Here is a 17,170-nt window from a genome sequence, read left to right as displayed (position 1 = left end):
ACTGCTTCGCAGTCCAGCGGGGATAAATCCCCTCGCCACAGGCTCAGCCAGACTCACTATCTGCTGTGTCATTTTCAACGATCATCGGTATCAACCGCTCAAACAACGCGTCCCCCTCCTCTTGCGTGCAATCGACGCCGAAACGCTTGCGCCAGCCCAACTGGCTCAAAATCACATGCACATCCGCTTCCAGATCATGCTGCTGCAAACACGCCTGAACGCACTGCAACGGACAACCGTCCAGCGCGATGATCCGCCGCCCCGAGCGCGCTTTGTTGACCAGTGCCGGCACATGCCCGCCGACCCCGACGATGCAGGACATCTCGGCCAGGCCGGCGCGGTCCAGGCGCAGGGCGACGGTGTTGGCCAGTTGCGCCACGTTGGAACAACCGGAACAGGAGTACACCAGGGGCAGTGAGCCTGGAGCTTTCATCAGGCCGCCGCCAATCCCTTGCCCGCCCGTTCCAGATTGCGCCATAACCAGGGCGGCAAGACCTCCGGGTCGAGGCTGTCGATCAGGTTCTTCAGCGCCAGCCCCAATTCGGTGTCGCCCTCAATCACCAGGCGTCGCCGGAAGAACAACGTGTCGGGATCTTCCTGCCGACTGGCGAGCAAGAGAAATTCACGCCAGTTGCCGCTGATGCTGACCTGGGCTTCGGCTTGTTCGGCAATGCGCAGTCCATCCCGCGACAGCGTCAGGTACCAGCACAACTTCAGGTCCGGCACCCGCAGGCATAGCCAACGCCCGCGCAACACCTCGAACCCGCCATCGCGCAGCGGCTCGGCCAGGCAACGGTTGAGCGCCTGCTGCAACGCCAGGCGCTGTACGACAAACGGCACCTTGCCCACCAGCGGCAGCACCCGGTCAGCGCCTTTGAGCAACCATTTTTTTCGACTCAGCACAGGCCCGCCTCCTCAACTTTCAACATACCGGCATGACCGTGCCAATAGCCGTTGCAACCGGCCACAAACAGCGGTGGTGCCTCGCCCTGGCGAACGTTGTCGAAGGACCTGACCACCTCGGCCATGCCCTGGGCGCGCGGGCTCAGACGCAGCACGTCGGCGCCACTGGCCATCAGCGCGGGGTAATCGGCCAACAGATTGGTCACCTCACCGGACATCGTCTGAATGCCATTGAGGGTGAACAGTTGCTGGCCCTCCTGACTGCTCAACGCCAGGCCGTCGGGATAGTTGATGCAACAGAACTGACAGTCGTCCTTGGGCCGGTTTTCGGCCCGGGCGGTGAAGCAGCGTGCCGAATAAGCCAGGGGCAAGTGGCCGTAGGCAAAAATCTCCACCTCGGGGACCTCGCGTTCCATTTCCCGCACCTGCTCCAGCACATCGCCGATCAGCGCCGCCGAGCATTCCACAGGTGGTACCCAGCGAATCATGCCGCTGTCGAGCAATTGCCCCAGGGCATGGCCGTTGTACAGGTTCAACGCCGGGCCGCCCACGAAAGGCAACTTGCGTTCAGCGAGAAACTGCACCGCGCCCATGTCATTGGCTTCCACCAACAATTGGCCGTTGTCACACAGCCGACGCAAGGACGACAGCTCCGAGGCCGCTTCGATCAGCGTCAGGCTCGACAACACAATCTGTGCCTGGCTGCACGCTTGCAGTTCGCGCCCCAGGCCCAGCCATTGATCCAGGGAGAATGCCCGGCGCTTTGAGCACACGGTTTCCCCCAGGTAAATCACATCCAGCGGCAAGGCCGACATCTCGGCGTAGAAATTCCCCAGTTGCGCTTTGTCCCAGTAAAACAGGACCGGTCCCAGGCTGAGTTTCATCTGGCCTCCCTCATTGCCATGATCGATGGTAAGCGCCCAGGGTGGTCTGGCTGCCTTCCGACAAACCGGCCAACACCTGGCGCCATTCTTCCCGCACCCGGAATCGTTGCGGCGCAGCCCGGTGGGCATCCAGTGCGGCGCGCCAGACCCGGGTCACTTGTTCAACGTAGGCCGGGCTGCGCTGGCGGCCCTCGATCTTCACTGCCTCGACGCCGATGGCCGCCAGCTCCGGCAGCAGGTCCAGGGTGTCGAGGCTGGTGGGTTCTTCCAGGGCATGGAAGCGCTTGCCGCCGACCAGGAAGCGGCCCTTGCACAGGGTCGGGTAACCGGCCGGCTCGTCAGGGGTGTAGCGATCGATCAGCACCTCGCTCAAGCGTGCGCTCAGGCCGTCGGCGTCTTCGCTCCAGCGCACTGCCTTGGCCGGTGAGCACACGCCGCACAGGTTCGGCGACTCACCGGTGATGTAAGAGGACAAGTGACAACGGCCCTCGGCCATGATGCACAGGCTGCCGAAACCGAAGACTTCGATCGGCACTGGGCTCGCTGCTGCTACCTGCCGCACCTGGGCCAGGGACAGCACCCGTGGCAGCACCGCACGCCGAATGCCGTAGCGCTCGGCGTAAAAAGCCAGCGCCGCGGCATGGGTCGCCGAACCTTGTACCGAAAGATGCAGGGCCAGTTGTGGGTGGCGCTGGCTGGCGTAGCCGAGCACCCCGGGGTCGGCGGCGATCAGGGCGTCGACGCCCAGATCGGCGGCGCGATCCACCGCGCGCTGCCAACGCTCCCAGCCCTTGGGTTGTGGGTAGGTGTTGACCGCCACATAGAGTTTGCGTTGGTGCTGGCGGATGTGCGCGACCGCCGCGTCGAACTGTTTGTCGTCCATGTTCAGCCCGGCGAAATGCCGGGCGTTGGTGTCATCGCGAAAGCCGACATAGACGGCATCGGCGCCTTGGCGCACCGCCGCTTTGAGGGCAGGCAGATTCCCTGCCGGGCAAACCAGTTGCATGGGGCATCCTCATGAGAAAACTCGGAGCGCCGCCAGTCTAGTCAGCTCATCGGCGGCGACCTTGACGACAATCAATTGCCGTTAATGCATCAGGCTCGCGAACGGCAAGTACATCACCTTGTCGAGCATGCGCACGTGCGCCTGGCACTCGACCACGGCCAGACCGTCGGCCCAGCATGCGGCAGCCAACATGGCCGAACTTTGCTGGGGATGCAGCTCGACACACAGCGAACCATCGGCACCGGGGACCAGTTTCGCCCGCAGGTACTGCCGCCGCCGGTTGGGCTTTGGCCAGTCAAACCCGGCCGGCAACTGCAATGAGATAGGCAATACTTCGTCCATGCCTTGGGCCCGGAACAGGAACGGGCGCACGACAATCAATGCGGTAATCAGCGCCGCCGATGGGTTACCTGGCAAACCGATCCAGGGTTTGCCGGCGACTTCGCCAAAGGCCAGCGGTTTGCCCGGCTGGATTGCCAGGCGCCACAGGTCAACGCTGCCCAGCGCTTCGATGGCTTGTTTGAGGTGATCCTCCTCGCCCACCGAAACGCCGCCGGAGGTCAGCAGCACATCACACTCGGCCGCCGCCAGACTCAAGGCCTGGCGACTGGCGAGCAGCTTGTCGGGCATGGCGCCGTAGTCATGCACCTCCATGCCCCAGCCGCGCAGCAGTGCCGCGAGGCTATGGCGATTGCTGTTGTAGATCTGCCCCGGCGCCAATGCTTCGCCCGGTTCGCGCAGTTCATCGCCGCTGCTGAGCAGACCGACCTGCAACGGCCGATAGACCTCCATTCGCGCAATCCCGGCACCGGCCAGCAACCCCAGCTCCTGGGCCCGCAAGCGCTTGCCGGCACGAAGCAACAGGTCTCCTCGGCGCACTTCCTCGCCTTCCTTGCGCACATGGTCGCCGTCATTGACCGGTGGCAACCAGACCCGCTCACCTGCTACCCGACAGCTTTCCTGGGGCACCACGGTGTCTGCCCCCGGCGGCAGCGGCGCGCCCGTGAAAATCCGTACGGCCTGCCCGGGCTGCAGCGGATTATTGGATGCCTGTCCGGCGGCAATGCGCCCGGCCAGGGTCAGATAACCTCCGGCGGCTGGCAGGTCAGCGGCCCGCAGGGCATAACCGTCCATGGCGCTGTTGTCCCACGCAGGCAAGTTCATGGGGCTGCGGATGTCTGTCGCCAGCACCCGGCCCAGGGCCTGGTCCAGCGCCACCCGTTGCACCGGAGGCGGCAGCGGTGCCTGATCCAGCAGGTAGCGGATGGCTTCATCCACCGGCATCAGCGCGCCGCTCTCACAGACGCTGCCACACGCGCCGCTGCTCATGAGCGCGTCCCGCAAGGCTCAACGACAACGCCGGGCTGCGGCTTGAGATGGGGAGTGAAGTTGCACGGGCCGGTGCGGCTGTCCAGTTGACCGACCAGGATCTGTTCCCAACCGGTGCGACACGCGCCCGGCGAACCCGGCAGGCAGCACACCAATACGCCGTTGCTCATACCCGCCAATGCCCGTGATTGCAGGCTGGACATGCCGATCTCTGCCAGTGACACCTGCCGGAACAGTTCGCCGAACCCGTCCACCTGCTTGTCCAGCAGCGGCAGCACCGCCTGGGGGGTGTTATCGCGGGGGGTAAAACCGGTGCCGCCGGTCATCAGCACCACTTGCACTTCAGGGGCGGCGATCCACTGCGAGACCTGGGCGCGGATCTGGTAGATATCGTCCTTCACCAGCCCACGGTCGATCAGCACATGCCCGGCGGTTTGCAGCAGATCGGCGAGGGTTTGCCCGGAGGTATCGGTTTCGAAGCTACGGGTATCGCTGATGGTCAGCACCGCAATATTCAGCGGTTGAAAGTGGCGTTGCGTCAGATGGGCCATGGTCAGCCGTCCTTTAAAAAAAAGATGGCCCAGCCTGAACCGCAATCGGGGCCGGGCCTATTCCCCGATAGAGGTACCTCCCTCGGCGTTTACGGTGCCAGTCGGCTACGCTGCCAGGCGCCTTCTTGCAGGCGGTAGTCGAGGCGATCGTGCAGACGGTCGGCGCGGCCTTGCCAGAACTCCAGCCGTTCAGGCCTCAGGCAGTAGCCGCCCCAGTGTTCGGGACGCGGCACTGGCTGATTGATAAACCGCCGTTCGGTCTGCGTCAGCAACGCCTCAAGGGCGGCCCGATCCTCCAGCTCACGGCTTTGCGGCGAGGCCCAGGCACCAAGACGACTGGCCAGGGGGCGGGAAATGAAATAGGCATCCGATAGCCCGGAATCGAGCTTGTGGACCTGCCCTTCAACCCGCACTTGCCGTTCCAGCCCCGGCCAGAAAAACGTCATGGCCGCCCACGGATTGATCGCCAGGTCCCGTCCCTTGCCACTGTCGTAGTTGCCGAAAAATGTGAAACCTTCATCGCTGAACCCCTTGAGCAGCAGCACCCGACAGTGCGGCCGGCCCTGCTCGTCCACGGTCGCCAGGGTCATGCTGTTGGCTTCCACCGGCGGGCTTTCGGTGTCGCGGGCTTGTTGCATCCATAATCCGAACAGAACCATCGGATCGTCCGGTGCCTGGGCTTCATCCAACCCGTCCAGGGTGTACTGACGACGCATTTTGGCCAGGGAAAGGGGCATGACGATGATCTCCACGATGGATTTGCTCCAGTGTGGGTTCTGTCGCGAGGGCAGGCCTTGATCGTTGTCAATGGCGGATCTTGTGTTGAACGTGCCGATGCCATCGCGAGCAGGCTCGCTCCCACATTGGGCCTATGGAGTTCCCTGTGGGAGCGAGCCTGCTCGCGATGAAGACGACTCGGTCTAATAGGTCGCCGGCTACTTGAGCCCCAACCGCCGCGCCAGTTTATGCAGGTTGCTCGGGTCGACCTCCAGCAGCCGCGCCGCACCGGCCCAGTTCTGCCCGCAATGCTCCAGGGCCTTGAGGATCGCCTGGCGCTGGCAAGTGTCGACAGCTTCATTCAGCGGCTGGAACGGTACATCGGCGACCTCTGGAGACTGTTCAAGTGTCGCGTGGGTCGTGGATCCGCTGGCACTGACGTCCAGGTCCAGCACCTGCGGCTCCAGGGTCATGATCAGGCTGCGACTGGCCCCGCGGCTGAGTTGCTTCAACGCCGCGCGACTGATCACGTGCTCCAGCTCCCGCACATTGCCCGGCCAGGAGTACGCCAGCAGCGCCTGTTCAGCGGCCGGTGACAGGCGCAAGCCGCGCAAGCCCAGGCGCGTGCGGTTCAACTCGAGGAAATGCCCGGCGAGCATCAGCACATCGCTACCGCGTTCGCGCAACGGCGGGATCGGCACCGGGTAGACTGAGAGCCGGTGATACAGGTCGGCGCGAAATAGCCCATCGCGAATGCTGTCCGGCAGGTGGCGGTTGGTGGCGGCGATGATCCGCACATCGACGTGCAGCGGCTTGTCAGCACCCAGGCGCTGGATCTCGCCGTTTTGCAGGGTGCGCAGCAACTTGGCCTGCACGCTCAACGGCAATTCACCCACCTCGTCGAGAAACAACGTGCCGCCATTGGCCGCGTCGAAACGCCCAGCGCGGTCAGTCGTAGCGCCGGAGAATGCCCCTTTGACGTGGCCGAACAGTTCGCTTTCGGCCAGGGACTCGGGCAAGGCTGCGCAATTGACCTGCACCAGCGGCTTGTGACTGCGCCGGGACAAGCGATGCAAACGACGCGCAAACAACTCCTTGCCGACACCGGTTTCTCCCAGCAGCAGCACCGGCAGTTCGGAGTCGGCCAATACGTCCAGCTCGTTGAGCAGTTGATCCAGCACCTCGCTGCGCCCAAGGATCTCGCCCTCCTCGGCCGGCCGACGGACATCCGGCAGATCACTGCGCGAGGCGCGCAGGCTGCGGTTTTCCTGCTCGAGCCGGGTCACCCGCACCGCCGCTTCGATCTGCAAGGTGCACCGTTTGAGTTCTTCCCTTGCGCGGCTGTCGAAGGTGCCAGCATGCAGCGCATCCAGGGTGATCGCGCCCCAGAGCCGCCCTTCCACGTACAGGCTCACGCCCATGCAGTCGTGCACCGGCAGCGGTTCGCCGACGTGGTTATCGAGCAAGCCGTCATAAGGGTCGGGCAAGCGGCTGTCGGGCTCAAACCAGGTAGGTTCGCGCGACGCCATGATCGCCGCCAGACGCGGATGCTGGGCGATCACGAACCGACGGCCGAGCGCTTCATGCACCAGGCCTACGGTGGCGACGGGCCTGAGGCTGTCATCGTCCAGGCGCAACAAGCCTACGGCGCCACTGTTGAAGTATTCGCGCAGGGTCTGTACCAGGCGTTGCAATCGAACGGCATTGGGCAACTCGACGATCAGGTCGGCGGCCAGGCTTTCACGCAGCATGGTAGTGATTACCCTCCAGGGTTCGTTTGACCCCTTGCAGCCAGGGTGAGAATCACCCTGGTAAATATTTATCCGTTAATTTTCAGGCAGTTAATTCTGGCACGTCGGCTGCAAAGTTCGCTCATCTGTCCCTCCCGGGATTCAACCCAAGGAAACATGATGAGCCTCGATCTGCTGGAACAAAGCCTCGGCCAATTGGCCTGCGACATTCCCGGTGCCACCCGTACCTTTCATCACTACAACCTCGACTTCTGTTGTGGCGGGCAAAAATCCTTGCGCGAAGCAGCGCTGGGCAAGGGCCTGAACCCACTGCTGATCGCCGATGCCCTGCGCACCCTGCAAGCCGCTGGGGAACTGGGTCATGACTGGCGCGACGAACCCCAGGCGCTGTTGATCGCCCACATCCTGGAACGCTACCACGCCCGTCACCGCGAACAGCTGCCGGAATTGATCCGTCTGGCCCGCCGCGTCGAGATGGTCCATGGCGCCCGGGCCAGTTGCCCCGTCGGCCTGGCCGATCACTTGCAGGACATGTATCAGGAACTCGAAGGCCACATGCTCAAGGAGGAGCAGGTGCTGTTCCCGATGCTGCAACAGGGCCTGGGTGATCGGGCCTCGGCCCCCATCCAGGTACTGCGCTACGAACACGACCAGCACGGTGAAGCGCTGGAAACTATGCTTGCCCTGACCGACCAGATCACCCCGCCGTCCGATGCCTGCAACACCTGGCGCGCCCTGTATCGCGGGCTGGTGGAGTTTCGTGACGACCTGATGCAGCACATCCATCTGGAAAACAATGTGTTGTTCGTCAATGCGATGAAACCCGTTCGCTGACTCTCAAACATTGCCCTTACCCCTGTGGGAGCAAAGCTTGCTCGCGATAGCGCTGGATCAGTCAACATTGATACCGACTGACATTGCGCCATCACGAGCAAGCTTTGCTCCCACAGCCGTTTGTGGCTCTCATTCCTGCTCAAAACTGCCAATAGAACATCGCCTTGGCCAACACCACAATCAGCACCATGTGTCCCAGGATACTGCGACGCAGCCAGCAGGCGCGGTCCGGGGTCAGCCGCCCGCTCTTGAGCCAGTACGCCAGCCACAAATAATGGCCGATGATGCTCAAGGCCAGGAGGATCTTCAGGCTCAGCAACAGGCCGAAGCTGTTGCTCAACGGTTGGCTCAATGCACCGCGATGCTGCCAGGCCAGCGCGATGCCGGCGCTGTAAAGCACCAGCACCACCCCGTGCAACACCTGCCGCGAACGCTTGGCGATAGCCGGGTCGGCGGCGTCCTTGACGCCTTGGGCCAAAGGCCTGCGGGCGGCATGCCAGATAAAAACCTCGAAAAACAACGTGCCGATAAAAGCGATAGCCGCCAATAGATGAGTGACCAGCAAAACCCCATACATCATCGACCCCCTCGGCTCATCCTGGATGCCCATCCACGCGGGCCTGCAACAGCATCGGCCCATAACGCCAGGCGTAGAGTCCGAATGCCAGGGTCCAGCACAGCCCCGCCAGCCACAGCGCGGCCAACGGGAACAGCAGCACCAGCAGCACTCGGCTCAGGCATGCCAGGTTCAGCAGGACGAACGCCAGGGTCATGCCGGCCGGCGGTTCCAGGGCTCGCCCGGTATGGCCCAGGCTGACGCGGGCGATCATCGCCAGGATCAACCCGGCCATGGCGCCGATGGACAAGCTGTGCACCGCCAGGCTCGGGTTCAGCGCGACGCCGAAATGCCACAGCGCCATGCCCAGGCAAGCCAGCGCCAGCCAGGCGTAGGCCAGGTGCAGCGACCACAGCAGCGGCACCCGCCACAAATCCCGATCATGCCAACGCACCAGCCGCACCCCGTGCCCCACCGCCAGCGCGGCGAACAACAGGCCGACCCAGAGGCTGGTCGACAGCGCCGGGCCGAAGGCATACAGCAGCGCCACCAGTGCCGACCCCGCCAGTAACAGACGATCGAGCCACGGCCAGGGGGCAACGCCTTCTACCCGGCCCAGACCGCGCTGGGTGAAGAAAGGAATCACCCGCCCGCCGATCAGCCCCATCATCGCCGCCACCAGCCACAGGCCCGTGAGCACACTTTGGCGCTGCAAACCTTCGTCATGTTGCACCAGACCGTACACGGATAACCCATCAGCGGCGGCCAACAGCAGCAAGACCAACACAATCGGGTAATTGCGCTTCTGCCGTACGCGCCACAACGTAATGCCCATCAACGCCGCAACCGCCAGGGCGAAACCCAGCTCCAGCACCGTCAGCAATGGCCAGGGCGCATCTGCCAGCCAGGCCAGTCGCGCGCCCAGCCATAACAGCGCCAGCGCCGCCAGACGTTTGCCACTAAGCCCCGGAGTACCTGTCCAGGTCTGCACGGCCGTCAACAAGAACCCGGCGATGATTGCCAGGCCGAAGCCGAACAGCAGTTCATGACGGTGCCAGGCCAACCAGCCGCCGGCCGGTTGCCAGGCCGACAGCCTTCCAGTAAACGCCGCCAGCCACAACGGTATGGCCAACAATGCAAGCACACACCCGGCCAGGAAAAACGGCCGAAACGCCAGCCGCCACAACGGCAGGATGGCCATGGCCTTGCGACGGTCAAGCACTTGCATACACCACTCCTTTACCTCAGCGCGGGACGGGCCAGCGGTGAGGGGTCAACAATCAGGGTTCGAATGATCAGCTATCGGCACCGGCGGGCCTTGTCTCAGATCAAGCCAGCCTGCCTCACCCAGGTACTTGCAAGGGGCTTGCCGAAACTGTTCGAGGGTGCACCGCCCCACTCAATAAACCGTCTGTTTATCCCCTGAAGGGGCGAGCCTGCTGGCGATGAGGCCGGTCAGCTCGATATCTCCGCTGACTGATAAGCCGCCATCGTGAGCAGGCTCGCTCCCACAAATGGCCATCAACCGGGTAAATATAACCCTGTCATGGTGATTATCACCCTAACAGTACAGGGTCATTTATACCCATCTCACCGTACGGCCCCGCAAATCAACGGTTGCGGGCATGGCCCGTCTCTTGCTCTGGCAGGGCACAGACTTTTTTTTGCCGGGGTTATCCATGAAATACGTCGCGCTGCCACTCGCCTGGTTCGTCCTGCTCTCTTGCGTCGTGGGTCTGGCCAGCGGCCTGTCCCTGAGCCTCGTCTGAATCCGATTCATTTCCCTGCCATACAAGGACTCATGCCATGGTGCTTCACCGTGTTCATCACCAGATTCTGCGCAGTCATCACCTGTTCGAACCGTTGAACGAAGAACAGCTCGACGAACTGATGAGTACCAGCCAATTGCTGAATGTCGACAGGGGCGAACCGCTGTTCCGCCAAGGCGAACCGGCGCAGGCGTTTTACTTCGTGATCTCCGGCGCGGTGAAAATCTACCGGTTGACGCCGGACGGCCAGGAAAAAGTCTTCGAGGTGATCGGCGAGCGCCAGACCTTCGCTGAAGCCATGATGCTGATGGACACGCCGAACTACGTCGCTTGCGCAGAGGCCGTTGGGCCAACCCAGCTGTATCGCCTGTCCAATGCCACGTACATGCGTCTTTTGCAAAGTAACAGCCGGTTGACCTTCGCCCTGCTCGGCAAGCTCTGTGTGCGCCTGCACCAACGGGTCAACGAGATTGAAACCCTGTCGCTGAAAAACGCCACCCACCGCGTGGTGCGCTACCTGCTGACACAACTGGTGCGCTTGCAAACCGTGGACAGCCAGTTCGAGCTGCCCATGGCCAAGCAACTGATCGCCGGACACCTGTCGATCCAGCCAGAAACCTTCTCGCGGATCATCCGCCGGCTGATCGATGAAAAAATCATCACCCAGGACGGTCGCCAGATCGCCATTCTCGATCGCCTGCGCCTGGAACATTTCGAATGAGCGCACAACCCACCTGCCTGTATTGCCAACACACCAACCCCGCCAATCAAAGCGAATGTCGCCAGTGCGGCATGCCGCTGCCGGCCGAGGCGGCGCTGGCTGGCGAGCGTCGCCTGCGACGCTTCACCTGGTTCTGTATCGGTCTGACGATATTCTGCGTCGTCATGTTTTTCTGGTTACCCCGCGACATCGCCTGAACCCTCAATCCTGAGTCAACTGCCGGTACAACTGCGGCAAACGCAGCGGCAGTTGCTCCGGCTGACGGATCAAGGTGTAGCCGTTGGCGCCGAACATGTACGGCAGGTAATCCCCGGCTTCACGATCGATGGTGATGCAAAACGGCGTCAGCCCCTGGCGCCGAGCCTCCAGCACCGCCTGGCGGGTGTCCTCCACGCCATAGCGCCCTTCATAGAGATCCAGATCGTTGGGTTTGCCATCGCTCACCAGCAACAACAACTTGCGTCGCCGCTTGCACCCTTCCAGCCGTTGGGTGGCCTGGCGAATGGCGGCGCCCATGCGCGTGTAGTAACCGGGCCTGAGGCCCTGGATCCGACCGCGGGTGTGGTCGTCATAGCCTTGGTTGAACGCCTTGATCTCGTGCATCCGCACCTGTTGTCGGCGCAGTGAAGAGAACCCGTACAAGGCAAAATCATCCCCCAGCACCGACAGGGTTTCACCGAACAGCAGCAAGCTGTCGCGGATCACGTCGATCACCCGGTGTTCGTCGTTGAGGTGGGCATCGGTGGACATCGACAGATCGGCCAACAGCAGGCAAGCCAGGTCGCGGCGGGTCTGGCGTTGTTCCATGAACAAGCCGCGTTCGCTGCATTGGCCGTGCTGACGCTCGACGTGGAAGTCCAGCCAGGCTTGCAGGTCCAGCTCCGAACCCTGGGTTTGCTGGCGCAGCCATTGTCGATCGTTGCGCAGGTGCTCGAACTGGCGTCGCAAACGCTGGGCCGAGGCGCGCAGGCGGTTCGGCAGCGGCTGAGGTTCGCAGTCCCGGGGAGTGAAAGTCTGCACACTGACGAAATCATCCTGGAGGCGTTGCTTGCGGTAGTCCCATTCCGGCAACAGGATGCCCGCGCCCAGGGGAATGTCATCCACATCGGCCGGCGGCAAGTCCAGGTGCAACTTCAAACCGCCGCCCTTGCGCAAGCGGGTGCGCGACAGGGTCAATTGGTCCAGGTCCTCGGCGACGCGCGCCGCGTCCGGGTCTTCGCTGTCGTCCGCCCAGCGATCCAGGTCCACGTGCTCGGTCCAACTGAACAGGTTCTCCAGGCGCACGATCAGCAACCCACCGTCCCGGGTGGTGTCGTCGATGCGCTCGGCGCGCTTGCGACCGCCCTGCTGCTCACCCGGCGGCGTCGCCAGGTATTGCTCGGACTCCTCGAGGTTGGCCGCCTGGGGATTGCCTAGATGCTGGGGCGGATACAGCCACAGCGGCAGCGGCCAGGCGGCCCGCTCACTGCGCGGAAAATGCTCGACGCTGCCCGGTTCGCGCAAGGCCTGACACAGCGCGCGCTCCAGGGCCGCCTCGGCCGGGGGCAATGATTGTGGGTCGGGACGCAACGACAGATGCGCATCCACCAGCCGCCGATATCGGCCACGCAGCGCCGGGTAACGCCCCAGCAGTGCTTGGGTCCAGCGTTGGTTGTCACGTCCCCAATGTTTCATCGGCCCCGCTTGCGCGGCCAGCAACGCCAGCCAGCGGTACAGTTCTTCGTTCAACCCGGTATCGGGAAACGCCGCCAGGCTCGCCGGCAAACGCAGGTTGTCGCCATCGCACCAGGCCAATGGCACTTGCTTGCAGGTGCCGGCGATCTGCTGCAACAGGTTGCGGCGCAGCAGCAGGTCGCGGTCGCTGACCGCCTCCACACCCAGGTGAGAAGCACCACCGGTGGCGCGTAACAACACATGCAAAGCCCGTTGCCGGGGGATCAACTCCACCCGCGCTTCGGGAAAATCCACACTGGCGCGGCGGGTGATGAAACGGTGCCAGACGCTGCCGACCCACTCTTCCAGTTCAAGGGTGAATGCCATGGTTATTCTCCTATCGACGCGTTGCGGTGGAGGGACTGGCTCGCATCGCTTTTGTGGCGAGGGAGCTTGCTCCCGCTTGGGTGCGAAGCGCCCATCAAAAAGGGTCTGCTGCGCAGCCCAGCGGGAGCAAGCTCCCTCGCCACGGCCTCAGTGGTGGCCTTTCAAGACGGCACCACCGCCGCCGGAGCGCGCAAAGCGGCGCGGCCACGTTGGCGGAAGCTGAACAGGTAGCAGAGCAAACCAGCCAGGAACCCGACGCCGCTGACCAGACGCGCCCAGAACAGCGGCTTCAAATGGTCCATCGTCGCCATGAACGGCAAGGCACTGCCATCCGCCATCCAGCGTTGCAGCCACACCTGGACGACACCGGCTGCGGTGAGGAACAAGGTGATCATCACCATCGACAGCGTCATCAGCCAGAAGCCCCAGATCTCCAGGCGCTGCGAACGTTCATCCGCCGCTTCACCCAACCCGCGCAGACGCGGCATGGCGTAGCTGATCAGCGTCATGACGATCATCGCGTAGGCACCGTAGAAAGCCAGGTGACCGTGGGCCGCAGTCAGTTGCGAACCGTGGGTGTAGAAGTTCACCGGTGCCAAGGTGTGCAGGAACCCCCAGACGCCGGCGCCGAAGAACGCGGTGACCGTGGTGCCTTTGGCCCACAAGGTGGCGGCGCGGTTGGGGTGTTGCCGGCGACGGTTCTTCACCATGCTGAAGGCGAAGATCACCATCGCCAGGAACGGCAGCGGTTCCAGCGCGGAGAAGATCGATCCGACCCACAACCAGACCTCGGGTGCGCCGATCCAGAAGAAGTGGTGACCGGTGCCGATGATCCCGGTAATCAGGGCCATGGCGATGATCACGTAGAGCCACTTCTCGACCACTTCGCGGTCCACGCCAGTGACCTTGATCAGCACAAAGGCGAGCATCGAACCCATGATCAGTTCCCAGACGCCTTCAACCCAAAGATGCACCACCCACCACCAGTAATACTTGTCGCGGACGAGGTTTTCCGGGTTGTAGAAGGAGAACAGGAAGAACACCGCCAGGCCGATCAGGCCGGTCATCATCACCATGCTGACCGTGGTCTTGCGGCCCTTAAGCATGGTCATGCCGATGTTGTAGAGGAAACCCAGGCAGACCACCACGATGCCCATCTTGGTGATTGTCGGTTGCTCCAGGAACTCACGGCCCATGGTCGGCAGCAAATCGTTGCCGGTAACTTTCGCCAGCGTGGCATAGGGCACCGAGAGGTAGCCCAGGATCGTCAGTACCCCGGCGGCGGCGAACACCCAGAACAGCACGATCGCCAGCTTCGGACTGTGCAGCTCCCGATCGGCTTCCTCGGGTATCAGGTAGTACGCCGCGCCCATGAAGCCAAACAGCAGCCAGACGATCAGCAGGTTGGTGTGGACCATGCGGGCCACGTTGAAGGGAATCAGCGGGAACAGGAAGTCGCCGACCACGTATTGCAGCCCCATGATCAAACCGAACAGTACCTGCCCCAGGAACAACATCAGGGCAAACACGAAGTAAGGTTTGGCGACGGCCTGCGAGGCGAATTTCAGATGCGGATTAGCCATGCTCATCTCTCAGCCCTCCTTGTTTGGCGGCCAGCCATTGGTATTGATTTTCGAACTCCACTTGAGGAACTCGGCGATGTCGTCGACTTCCTGTTCGCTGAGGTTGAACTGCGGCATGGCGCGACGGCCGGGAACGTTCAGCGGCTGCATTTTCATCCAGGCCTGCAGGAACGGCGTGAAGGCTTCCTCGCCACCGCGCCGGTTGACCACATTGCCCAGCTCCGGCGCGAAATACGCGCCCTCGCCCAGCAGCGTATGGCAGCCGATGCAGTTGTTGCGCTCCCAGACGCCCTTGCCGCGTATCACCGATTCGCTCAATTGCGCCTGGTTGCTGCGCTCTGGAAAGGTCTGTTCCGAGTGGTAGGTCAGGGCCAGGAATATCAGGAAAAAGAACACGCTTCCCCCGAAATAAATATTCCTGGCCATGCCTTTGGTAAAGGTATCTGACATGGTCACTTCCTCATTGCTTGGCGTGTCCATTCTAGGAAGCGAGGGTCCAGAACCCGCTTGATGGCGATCAAGAATCTCCGATGGTTTTAGTGGGTTGTTCCAGCACAGCCAGGAAGCCAGGTGAGCTGTTGTGGCGAGGGAGCTTGCTCCCGCTGGGTTGCGAAGCGACCCTAAAACCTGCTGACGCGGAGTGTCAGATGGATTGAGTTGTTGCTGTAGGGGCTGCTGCGCAGCCCAGCGGGAGCAAGCTCCCTCGCCACAGGGAGTACGTCGGGATTCAGAGCGCGAACGAGATCACAATCGCGAGCAGCGCCGCCCAGCTCAACACCAGCCAGCGCCACAATCGCGGCGCATGGCGCAGCTCCATGAAGCCGTCGGCGATCAACCAGGCCTTGGTCACCGCCACCGCGAGGATGGCGATGGACACCAGCCCGGTGGCAGCGACCTGGCCTAGGGCAACGGTGCCGATGCTCAGCACGGCCAGTGTCATCCAGCAGACGATCAAGACACGGGAAACCGACATGAGCACCTCCGCTCAACCGAGAATGTAGACAACCGGAAACAGCAACACCCAGACCAGGTCCACCATGTGCCAATACAGCACGCCGGATTCCAGCCCGCTGCACTGCTGCGCCCCGTAACGCCGCCGCCGGCAACCCTCGGCCAGCCAGGCAAGGATCACCATGCCCAGCAACACATGGAGAAAGTGAAACGCCGTGAGGATCCAGTACAAGGTGAAGAAGGTGTTGTGCTCCAGGCCGAGACCGTTGGCCAACAAGTGGGCGTACTCGATGAGCTTGAGCGCCACGTAGCCGCCGGCAACCAACAAGGCCAGCCACAACAGCAGCGCCGCCTGGCGTGGCCGGTCCTGTCGGACTTGCTCCTGGGCCAAGGCTGCGAACAACCCGGCGCTCAGCAGGCTGAGGGTCATCGCCAGGCCGGTGGAGCGATCCAGCAACTGCCGGCCTTCGCTGAACAACGGCGGGTTCAATGCCTGGGCGACGGCGAATGCCAGGATCAGCAAGGCAAACACCGTCAGTTCGGCGAGGATGAAAAACCACATTGCCAGATCCCCTGGCAATCGCCGGGTGGACAGCGCAGCGGCTTCAGCCGAAGTGGACATCGACCACATCCATCAATGCGGCAACGGTTTGCGGATCGTCGCTCAACGGCTCGGCCAGACAGGCCAGACAGGCTTGGCGCGGGTCCATGCCGGCTCCGATCATGCGCGCGGCGAAAATCAGCAGACGCGTGGAGGCCACCTCCTCCAGATCATGCTGATCTAGCCGACGCAGCGCCTGCCCCAACCGCACCACCTGGGCCGCCAGAGCCATATCCACTCCGGCCTCGCGGGCAACGATGCGCTCTTCATCGGCAACCGTGGGATAGCCAAAGCGCATCGCCACGAAACGCTGGCGGGTGCTGGGCTTCATGCCCTTGAGCAAGTTCTGGTAACCGGGGTTGTACGACACCACCAGCATGAACGACGGCGGTGCCTGGAGAACCTCGCCGGTGCGTTCCAGGTACAGCTGCCGGCGATCATCGGCCAAGGGATGCAACACCACTGCGGTGTCCTGGCGTGCCTCCACCACCTCGTCCAGATAACAGATGCCCCCCTCGCGCACCGCTCGGGTCAGAGGCCCATCCTGCCACCAAGTGCCCTGGGCGCCGATCAGGTGACGACCCACCAAGTCGGCTGCGCTCAGGTCATCGTGGCAGGCCACGGTGTACAGCGGCAATTTCAGACGGTGAGCCATGTGCTGGACAAAACGGGTCTTGCCGCAACCGGTGGGGCCTTTGACCAGCACCGGCATGCCGTGCCGCCAGGCCTGTTCGAACAACGCCAGCTCGTTGTCCTGGGGTTGGTAGAAAGGTTCGGCCGGGTGTTCAAGGGTGTGGATAGCGTTCATGGCATGACCTGATCAGATAACACGATTGCCAGCCACGCTACGGGCCCCTGCGACAACCTGGCAAGGGCTGTGGCCGGCAAACTTGATCGCCGTCAAGCGGGTAACCACCGGCCTGGGCATAGCCTTGCAGCGCACCAAGAATCTGCGCGCCGAACGTCAATTGCAG

20 protein-coding genes are annotated in these 17,170 nt (G+C 62.9%); 4 read left to right on the top strand and 16 right to left on the bottom strand.

Annotation, left to right across the window (positions count from 1 at the left end; genetic code table 11):
* Positions 1–43: 43 nt before the first annotated feature.
* From BW979_RS16570 to norR, 8 genes are all read right to left on the bottom strand, one after another.
* A complete protein-coding gene (locus BW979_RS16570; protein ID WP_076384509.1) occupies positions 44–433 on the bottom strand; it encodes a putative zinc-binding protein in 390 nt (129 codons plus the stop codon).
* Positions 433–903, bottom strand: coding sequence for a ubiquinone anaerobic biosynthesis accessory factor UbiT (gene ubiT, locus BW979_RS16565; protein WP_047225850.1), 471 nt, complete (start codon positions 901–903; stop codon positions 433–435). The genes BW979_RS16570 and ubiT overlap by 1 nt, the downstream gene beginning before the upstream one ends.
* Positions 897–1,787, bottom strand: coding sequence for a U32 family peptidase (locus BW979_RS16560; RefSeq protein ID WP_047225849.1), 891 nt, complete (start codon positions 1,785–1,787; stop codon positions 897–899). The genes ubiT and BW979_RS16560 overlap by 7 nt, the downstream gene beginning before the upstream one ends.
* A gap of 10 nt (positions 1,788–1,797) precedes the next feature.
* Entirely contained in the window at positions 1,798–2,793 is a 996-nt protein-coding gene (gene ubiU, locus BW979_RS16555) for a ubiquinone anaerobic biosynthesis protein UbiU (RefSeq protein ID WP_047225848.1), read from the bottom strand.
* Between the two features lie 81 nt (positions 2,794–2,874).
* Positions 2,875–4,122 (bottom strand): molybdopterin molybdotransferase MoeA, encoded by a 1,248-nt coding sequence (locus BW979_RS16550; protein WP_047225847.1) that lies wholly within the window; start codon positions 4,120–4,122, stop codon positions 2,875–2,877.
* A complete protein-coding gene (moaB, locus tag BW979_RS16545) occupies positions 4,119–4,673 on the bottom strand; it encodes a molybdenum cofactor biosynthesis protein B (RefSeq protein ID WP_047225846.1) in 555 nt (184 codons plus the stop codon). The genes BW979_RS16550 and moaB overlap by 4 nt, the downstream gene beginning before the upstream one ends.
* Positions 4,674–4,762: 89 nt before the next feature.
* Entirely contained in the window at positions 4,763–5,410 is a 648-nt protein-coding gene (gene pdxH / locus BW979_RS16540) for a pyridoxamine 5'-phosphate oxidase (protein WP_047225881.1), read from the bottom strand.
* Positions 5,411–5,608: 198 nt separating this feature from the next.
* The gene (gene norR / locus BW979_RS16535; protein ID WP_047225845.1) at positions 5,609–7,141 is read right to left on the bottom strand and encodes a nitric oxide reductase transcriptional regulator NorR; all 1,533 of its coding nucleotides are present in this window, start codon (positions 7,139–7,141) and stop codon (positions 5,609–5,611) included.
* A gap of 159 nt (positions 7,142–7,300) precedes the next feature.
* On the opposite strand from norR, the gene ytfE reads away from it, so the two are divergent.
* Positions 7,301–7,975 carry an iron-sulfur cluster repair protein YtfE gene (gene ytfE, locus BW979_RS16530; RefSeq protein WP_047225844.1) on the top strand — a complete coding sequence of 225 codons (675 nt, stop codon included), beginning with the start codon at positions 7,301–7,303 and terminating at the stop codon, positions 7,973–7,975.
* 139 nt (positions 7,976–8,114) lie between these two features.
* Here the strand turns inward: ytfE and BW979_RS16525 are convergent, their stop codons facing one another.
* On the bottom strand, positions 8,115–8,555 hold the full coding sequence (locus tag BW979_RS16525) for a membrane protein (protein ID WP_047225843.1): 441 nt from the start codon (positions 8,553–8,555) through the stop codon (positions 8,115–8,117).
* Positions 8,556–8,568: 13 nt separating this feature from the next.
* Positions 8,569–9,759, bottom strand: a complete 1,191-nt coding sequence (locus BW979_RS16520) for an NnrS family protein (RefSeq protein ID WP_047225842.1) — start codon at positions 9,757–9,759, stop codon at positions 8,569–8,571.
* 397 nt (positions 9,760–10,156) lie between these two features.
* Between BW979_RS16520 and BW979_RS27630 the strand changes: the two genes are divergently transcribed.
* Genes BW979_RS27630 through BW979_RS16510 form a run of 3 tightly spaced genes read left to right on the top strand, consistent with a single transcriptional unit; the run spans position 10,157 to position 11,218 of the window.
* Complete coding sequence (locus BW979_RS27630) at positions 10,157–10,300, top strand: hypothetical protein (protein WP_172833795.1); 144 nt, start codon at positions 10,157–10,159, stop codon at positions 10,298–10,300.
* Between the two features lie 37 nt (positions 10,301–10,337).
* Positions 10,338–11,021 (top strand): Crp/Fnr family transcriptional regulator, encoded by a 684-nt coding sequence (locus tag BW979_RS16515; protein ID WP_047225841.1) that lies wholly within the window; start codon positions 10,338–10,340, stop codon positions 11,019–11,021.
* Positions 11,018–11,218 (top strand): hypothetical protein, encoded by a 201-nt coding sequence (locus tag BW979_RS16510; RefSeq protein ID WP_047225840.1) that lies wholly within the window; start codon positions 11,018–11,020, stop codon positions 11,216–11,218. Before BW979_RS16515 ends, BW979_RS16510 begins: the two co-directional genes overlap by 4 nt.
* A gap of 4 nt (positions 11,219–11,222) precedes the next feature.
* Here BW979_RS16510 and BW979_RS16505 read toward each other — a convergent pair whose 3' ends face one another.
* From BW979_RS16505 to BW979_RS16480, 6 genes are all read right to left on the bottom strand, one after another.
* Entirely contained in the window at positions 11,223–13,061 is a 1,839-nt protein-coding gene (locus tag BW979_RS16505; protein ID WP_047225839.1) for a nitric oxide reductase activation protein NorD, read from the bottom strand.
* Positions 13,062–13,222: 161 nt separating this feature from the next.
* Positions 13,223–14,650: a cbb3-type cytochrome c oxidase subunit I gene (locus BW979_RS16500; RefSeq protein WP_047225838.1), complete on the bottom strand. Its 1,428-nt coding sequence runs from the start codon at positions 14,648–14,650 to the stop codon at positions 13,223–13,225.
* Positions 14,651–14,653: 3 nt separating this feature from the next.
* Entirely contained in the window at positions 14,654–15,094 is a 441-nt protein-coding gene (locus tag BW979_RS16495) for a c-type cytochrome (RefSeq protein ID WP_047225837.1), read from the bottom strand.
* 277 nt (positions 15,095–15,371) lie between these two features.
* The gene (locus BW979_RS16490; protein ID WP_047225836.1) at positions 15,372–15,617 is read right to left on the bottom strand and encodes a cytochrome C oxidase subunit IV family protein; all 246 of its coding nucleotides are present in this window, start codon (positions 15,615–15,617) and stop codon (positions 15,372–15,374) included.
* A 12-nt stretch (positions 15,618–15,629) separates the two neighbouring features.
* Entirely contained in the window at positions 15,630–16,217 is a 588-nt protein-coding gene (locus BW979_RS16485; protein ID WP_076384506.1) for a cytochrome c oxidase subunit 3 family protein, read from the bottom strand.
* Positions 16,201–17,004, bottom strand: coding sequence for a CbbQ/NirQ/NorQ/GpvN family protein (locus tag BW979_RS16480; protein WP_076384504.1), 804 nt, complete (start codon positions 17,002–17,004; stop codon positions 16,201–16,203). Before BW979_RS16480 ends, BW979_RS16485 begins: the two co-directional genes overlap by 17 nt.
* Positions 17,005–17,170: the final 166 nt, after the last annotated feature.

Origin of the sequence: Pseudomonas sp. A214 (genome assembly GCF_900156295.1) — a bacterium.
Classification (GTDB): Bacteria; Pseudomonadota; Gammaproteobacteria; order Pseudomonadales; family Pseudomonadaceae; genus Aquipseudomonas; species Aquipseudomonas rhizophila.
This window is presented reverse-complemented; position numbering and strand designations above follow the sequence as displayed.

Excerpts from the sequence above, each read along its gene's own strand:
- BW979_RS27630 (WP_172833795.1), top strand. The coding sequence starts at position 10,157 with ATGGCCCGTCTCTTGCTCTGGCAGGGCACAGACTTTTTTTTGCCGGGG.
- ytfE (WP_047225844.1), top strand. The coding sequence starts at position 7,301 with ATGAGCCTCGATCTGCTGGAACAAAGCCTCGGCCAATTGGCCTGCGAC.
- BW979_RS16500 (WP_047225838.1), bottom strand. The coding sequence starts at position 14,650 with ATGAGCATGGCTAATCCGCATCTGAAATTCGCCTCGCAGGCCGTCGCC.
- ubiU (WP_047225848.1), bottom strand. The coding sequence starts at position 2,793 with ATGCAACTGGTTTGCCCGGCAGGGAATCTGCCTGCCCTCAAAGCGGCG.
- BW979_RS16505 (WP_047225839.1), bottom strand. The coding sequence starts at position 13,061 with ATGGCATTCACCCTTGAACTGGAAGAGTGGGTCGGCAGCGTCTGGCAC.
- BW979_RS16495 (WP_047225837.1), bottom strand. The coding sequence starts at position 15,094 with ATGTCAGATACCTTTACCAAAGGCATGGCCAGGAATATTTATTTCGGG.
- pdxH (WP_047225881.1), bottom strand. The coding sequence starts at position 5,410 with ATGCCCCTTTCCCTGGCCAAAATGCGTCGTCAGTACACCCTGGACGGG.
- BW979_RS16490 (WP_047225836.1), bottom strand. The coding sequence starts at position 15,617 with ATGTCGGTTTCCCGTGTCTTGATCGTCTGCTGGATGACACTGGCCGTG.
- BW979_RS16485 (WP_076384506.1), bottom strand. The coding sequence starts at position 16,217 with ATGTCCACTTCGGCTGAAGCCGCTGCGCTGTCCACCCGGCGATTGCCA.
- BW979_RS16525 (WP_047225843.1), bottom strand. The coding sequence starts at position 8,555 with ATGATGTATGGGGTTTTGCTGGTCACTCATCTATTGGCGGCTATCGCT.
- BW979_RS16520 (WP_047225842.1), bottom strand. The coding sequence starts at position 9,759 with ATGCAAGTGCTTGACCGTCGCAAGGCCATGGCCATCCTGCCGTTGTGG.
- norR (WP_047225845.1), bottom strand. The coding sequence starts at position 7,141 with ATGCTGCGTGAAAGCCTGGCCGCCGACCTGATCGTCGAGTTGCCCAAT.
- BW979_RS16510 (WP_047225840.1), top strand. The coding sequence starts at position 11,018 with ATGAGCGCACAACCCACCTGCCTGTATTGCCAACACACCAACCCCGCC.
- moaB (WP_047225846.1), bottom strand. The coding sequence starts at position 4,673 with ATGGCCCATCTGACGCAACGCCACTTTCAACCGCTGAATATTGCGGTG.
- BW979_RS16515 (WP_047225841.1), top strand. The coding sequence starts at position 10,338 with ATGGTGCTTCACCGTGTTCATCACCAGATTCTGCGCAGTCATCACCTG.
- BW979_RS16560 (WP_047225849.1), bottom strand. The coding sequence starts at position 1,787 with ATGAAACTCAGCCTGGGACCGGTCCTGTTTTACTGGGACAAAGCGCAA.
- BW979_RS16550 (WP_047225847.1), bottom strand. The coding sequence starts at position 4,122 with ATGAGCAGCGGCGCGTGTGGCAGCGTCTGTGAGAGCGGCGCGCTGATG.
- BW979_RS16570 (WP_076384509.1), bottom strand. The coding sequence starts at position 433 with ATGAAAGCTCCAGGCTCACTGCCCCTGGTGTACTCCTGTTCCGGTTGT.
- BW979_RS16480 (WP_076384504.1), bottom strand. The coding sequence starts at position 17,004 with ATGAACGCTATCCACACCCTTGAACACCCGGCCGAACCTTTCTACCAA.